Origin of the sequence: Streptococcus sp. 45 (assembly GCF_900108865.1) — a bacterium.
Taxonomy (GTDB): Bacteria; Bacillota; Bacilli; order Lactobacillales; family Streptococcaceae; genus Streptococcus; species Streptococcus ruminicola.
In genome coordinates this window covers 1-1442 of sequence record NZ_FNXZ01000014.1, presented here as the reverse complement: position 1 = coordinate 1442, position 1442 = coordinate 1, and the positions used below count along the sequence as shown (strand labels likewise).

At 34.1% G+C, this 1442-nt stretch carries 2 protein-coding genes; both read left to right on the top strand.

What is annotated here, in order from left to right; all coding sequences use genetic code 11:
- Window positions 1–358, top strand: a 358-nt coding sequence (locus tag BMX18_RS09265; protein ID WP_257609283.1) for a GHKL domain-containing protein, incomplete at its 5' end; no start/stop codon positions are given.
- A partial coding sequence (locus tag BMX18_RS09260) for a sensor histidine kinase (RefSeq protein ID WP_093816131.1) occupies window positions 355–1442 on the top strand: 1088 nt, incomplete at its 3' end. The genes BMX18_RS09265 and BMX18_RS09260, both read left to right, overlap by 4 nt.

The following is a 1442-nucleotide window of genomic DNA, read 5'->3' as shown; positions in this document are numbered from 1 at the left end:
TGCCGAAAAAATGGGAACTCCAAAGATTCCATTGATTTCCTATATTCGAATTTTGTCAATTTTGTTTGACAATGCCATAGAAGCCGCTTTGGAGTTAGAAACTCCAAAAATCTCAGTCGCTAATTTTTACCAAGATGGTGATTTTGTTTTCATGATTGAAAATTCAAGTAAGGAAAAATCGGTAGATTTAACTAAGATTTTTGAGCGTGGCTACTCAACCAAAGGAGATAATCGCGGCCTCGGCCTAGCGACGCTAATGGATTTTCAAGATGACTACGAGAATTTGTCCATTGAAACCCGCAGTTCAGATTATACATTTACACAAGTAGTGAGAATATATGAGGGAGAGAGTAGATGATTGAGATTATTAGATTTATTATTACAGTTCTTTTGAATTTTTTTGGATATATCATAATAGGTTTTCTTTTCCAACAAATAACTAAAACTAAGATAACCCTCCTTGAGTGGTGTGCAATAATAATGTTTGTTCAAATTGGATCGATTGCTTTTGGTGTTTTAGCTGGTAATACTTTAAAGATAGGATTATTAGTTATAAAAGATATTGCCATTATTTTAGGTTTTATGCTGATATCATATAGACATAATCCAAAATTAGAAATCAGATATCATATTTTTTATGCCTTATATCCTAATAATCTTTATATGATTATACAAGGAGTGTTTGGCTATACAATAATGGGACTTTTTTCAATAAAAATAACTCCGATGGCAGCTCAAGTACATTCTTGGCTAGTTTGGCTCATTACAACTATAGCTATTTTTGTTCCAGCAATTTTTTATCACTTGCTTTCGAAATGGTTAAATATAGACATTTCAAATGTCAGCAAGACTATTAAGTATTATGTTAGTCCGAAAATGCTGGGAATTGTAAATGTTTTAATGCTAATGTTTTGTCCAGGAATGGAATGTTTTGCGGCTATAGCGCCTTTTGAGGATATGTCAACGAATAGAAATATTTATAGAGCAGTTATCTTCCTCTATTTCATTCTCCTTTTTATTTTCCTCTTTTATCTCAATTTCCGTCATGGACAAGAGCAGAAAAATGAATTGCTTCGCAATCAGGAAATGGAGCTGACAGCGCTTGAGAATTATAGTAAACACGTAGAGAGTCTTTATCAGGAAGTGCGCAGCTTTAGGCATGATTATGCTAATGTTTTGATGACCTTAAAAATGGGGATTGACCAAGGCAATCTTGATGACATCAAGAAAATTTACGACGAAATCACAGCCGATTCAACGAAACTGGTCAAGAATAATAAATTTGACTTGACTCGTCTTGCTAACATCGCAGACAGCGGCGTCAAAAGTCTCATGTCAGCTAAGTTTTTGCAAGCTGAAAATCAGGGCATCGAGATTAGCCTAGAAGTTGCCGAAAAAATGGGAACTCCAAAGATTCCATTGATTTCCTATATTCGAATTTT